Annotated in this window: 2 protein-coding genes; one reads left to right on the forward strand and one right to left on the reverse strand. The window is 38.4% G+C overall.

Annotation, left to right across the window (positions count from 1 at the left end; translation table 11 throughout):
* Positions 1-2448: M16 family metallopeptidase (locus ACILQF_RS11770; protein ID WP_395627599.1), on the forward strand; the 2448-nt coding region annotated here is incomplete at its 5' end.
* 66 nt (positions 2449-2514) lie between these two features.
* On the opposite strand, the gene ACILQF_RS11775 is transcribed toward ACILQF_RS11770, so the two are convergent.
* The coding region (locus ACILQF_RS11775; RefSeq protein WP_395627600.1) for a glycoside hydrolase family 10 protein at positions 2515-3554 on the reverse strand (1040 nt) is incomplete at its 5' end.

Below are 3554 nucleotides of genomic sequence, written 5' to 3' on the forward strand. Positions count from 1 at the left end.
TTTGATGAAACCGTTTATCAGCTGCCTATCCCTTCAGATGATCCTGAAATCCTAAAAAACGGAATTCAGATCATGCGCGACTGGGCTCAGGATGCTACCTTAAATGATGAAGAAATTAATAAGGAGCGTGGAGTAGTTGTTGAGGAGAAACGATTAGGAAAAGGTGCTCAGCAGCGTATGCAAGATCAGTATCTTCCTATGCTTTTCAATAATTCACGTTATTCAAATCGTTTGCCAATTGGAACCGAGGAGGTACTTAAGAATTTTACTCCAGCAACTTTACGTCAATTTTATACAGATTGGTACAGACCAGATCTGCAAGCACTAATTGTTGTTGGTGATATTGATGTTGATGCGATGGAAAAAACGATCAAAGATAAATTTTCTGATCTAAAGAAATCCGACAAAGCTCCTGCACGTACTAGATACAGTATTCCATTACTCAACAAAAACCAATTTATTACGGTAACTGATAAAGAATTCCCAGTAAGTGTTGCTCAAATTATAATCAAGCATCCGGAATCTAAATTAATCACCAAAAATGATTACAAAAGCAGTATTGTAAGATCATTATTCAACCAAATGTTAGGTGCACGTTTTGCAGAGTTAAGCAAGCAAGCTAATCCGCCGTTCCTTCAAGGCGGTGCAAGTATCAGTCCATTCCTAGCTGGTTTAGATAATTATAGCGCCGTAGTAGTGGCAAAGCCAGGAGAAATGGAAAGAGGCTTCAAAGCTGTGATTACTGAAACTGAACGTGTACAGCGTTATGGCTTCACAGAAACTGAATTAGAGCGTGCAAAGCAATCCTATTTAACTAGCATGGAATCTTCTTTCAAGGAAAAAGATAAAACTCCATCTAATAGTTTCGTAAATGAATACCTACGTCACTTCCTTGAGGATGAGGCTAGTCCGGGTATTGAATATGAATTCAATTTAGCAAATAGCTTAACCGCTGGCATCACCTTAAACGATCTTAACGGATATTCAAAAAAATACATTACAGATGTTAATCGTGATGTAATTATCATGGGTCCTGAAAAGGATAAAGATAAGTTACCAAATGAAGCTGCCATAGAAAAATGGATTAGCGAAATCAAGCAAAGCAATGTTATTGCCTATGTTGATCAGGTTTCTAATAAGCCTCTTCTTGCAGCAAAGTTGAAAGGTGGAAAAATTGTTTCTGAGTCTAAAACCGCAGAAATTGGGGTTACAGAATTAAAATTAAGCAATGGAGTAAAGGTGATTTTAAAGCCTACCGACTTCAAAAATGATGAGATTAGCTTCTCAGCATTTAGTCCCGGAGGCACCTCACTTTACAGCGATGCTGACTTCCAATCGGCATCATTTGCTACTGCAATTATTAGAAGTGGTGGTATTGGTGAGTTCAGTTCGGTTCAGCTACCTAAGCTATTGAGCGGTAAAATTGCTTTTGTAAGTCCTTACATAGCTGAAAGATCTGAAGGCTTATCAGGATCGACTACGCCAAAAGATCTTGAAACAGCGCTTCAATTAACTTATCTATACTTTACTGCTCCACGCAAGGATGCTGAAACCTTCAAGGGCTTAATTGAACAGCAAAAAGGTGGATTAGCAAACAGAGGCAACGATCCAAATAGCGTTTTCGCTGATTCAGTATCTGCTATTTTAGGAAATTATAATGTCCGCCGTACTGGTCCTAGCATCGAAAAATTAAATCAGGTAAGTCTGGATAGAGCTTTTGAAATTTACAAAGAGCGCTTTGCGGATGCTAGTGATTTCACCTTTATTTTTATAGGAAATTTTGATGCTGAAAAAATCAAGCCTATGCTTGAACAATACTTAGGGTCATTGCCAGCATTAAACCGCAACGAAACCGCCAAAGATCTTGGCATTAATATTCCAGCAGGCAAAATAGAGAAAAAGGTTTTCAAAGGGCAGGAGCCGAAGGCAAATGTTCGCCTAGTATTTAGTGGCGATTATACCTACAGTGAGAAGCATAATAATCAATTAGATGCTTTAGCAGAGGTGCTTACAATCAAGCTAGTTGAGCGTTTACGCGAAGATGAAGGTGGTGTTTATGGTGCTGGCGCTCGTGCATCTTACACAAAAATGCCAAAAGGTAGATACACCTTCAATATCTCGTTTGGTTGTGCTCCAGAGAATGTTGACAAACTAATAAGCTCTACATTGGATGAGATTAACAAAATCAAAGAGAAAGGTGCACAAGCTTTGGATATTGAAAAATTCATCGCAGAAGAAACCCGCTCAACTGAAACACAAATAAAGGATAATAACTTCTGGTTGGGTTATTTAACTACTCAATATCAAAATGAGGAGGATCCTAAGCAGGTTTTAAAATACGTGGAGTCATTAAAAGAAATAACTCCTGAACTCTTAAAATCGGCAGCTAAAACCCGCCTCTCAGATAATTATATCCGTCTGGTATTACTTCCTGAAACAAAGAATTAAGAAAAAATAAATTAAAAAAAAATCCGGTTCAAATTGAACCGGATTTTTTTTTGCGCTATAAAAAACCTAAAACTTAACACTTATTGAAGCCGCATTGGATGGTTCACTTTCGTTTTTTAAACGATCAATAGCCCTAACAACGTAAACATAGGATTGATTGGTGCTCACCTTCGTATCTATAAAACTTGTTTGCGTAGCGCTGAAAGAAATATGGATAATATGCTCAGCCTGTTCAGAATCAATTTTTTCGCCTCTTTTAAAACGATATACTAAATAGCCATATGCTTTATCACCATCGATTGCCTCTAGGGGAGCATCCCAGCTTATTTCAACTTCTTTAGCCCTAGATTTTACCAAAAGGTTACGTGGTGCATTCGGCTTTACTTGATCAAGCCAGTCCATGGTAGGCTGAAGTGCCGGAAAACGATAAAAATCAGCGCGAAGTGAATCTTGCACTCCTGCCAGATTATTAGTGACAGACTTCGAACTAAAAAATACACTCCCCTGAATATTAGGATTTTTCCTTAAATATCTTATTTGATCTGGTATTTGTCGGCGATTACTCCATCCCAAACGGTTCTCCATAGCCCGATAAGCTGCCTGCCCGATATACACATGCTTCCCAAAAGCATTGTCTGCCCACCAATCACTTAGTTTATCATAGGGAGCAACTTCATAGCCAAAGGGGAAATAAATCTGCGGATTTAGATAATCCAACCAACCCTTCTGCACCCATTTCCGTGCATCGGCATACAATTTCCCATATCCATCAAAACCATTGCTTACTGAGCCTAAAGGATCCTGAGATTTATTGCGCCAAATACCAAAGGGGCTTACCCCAAACTTCATGTATTTTTTTGCTGTATGTATACTATCCGAAAGAACATGAATTAAAGTATCCACATTATTGCGGCGCCAATCATCAATATTATTAAATCCTTTACCGTACTTTTTAAAAATTTCCCCATCTGCCAGTGGCTGTTTTGGTTCTGGATAGGGATAAAAGTAATCATCAAAATGAACCCCATCAATATCATAATTCTTTACTACGTCCATAATTACCCCTACAATATATTGGCGAACCTCTGGCAGTCCGGGATTAAATA

It is taken from the genome of Daejeonella sp., from assembly GCF_044232565.1.
Classification (GTDB): domain Bacteria; phylum Bacteroidota; class Bacteroidia; order Sphingobacteriales; family Sphingobacteriaceae; genus Daejeonella.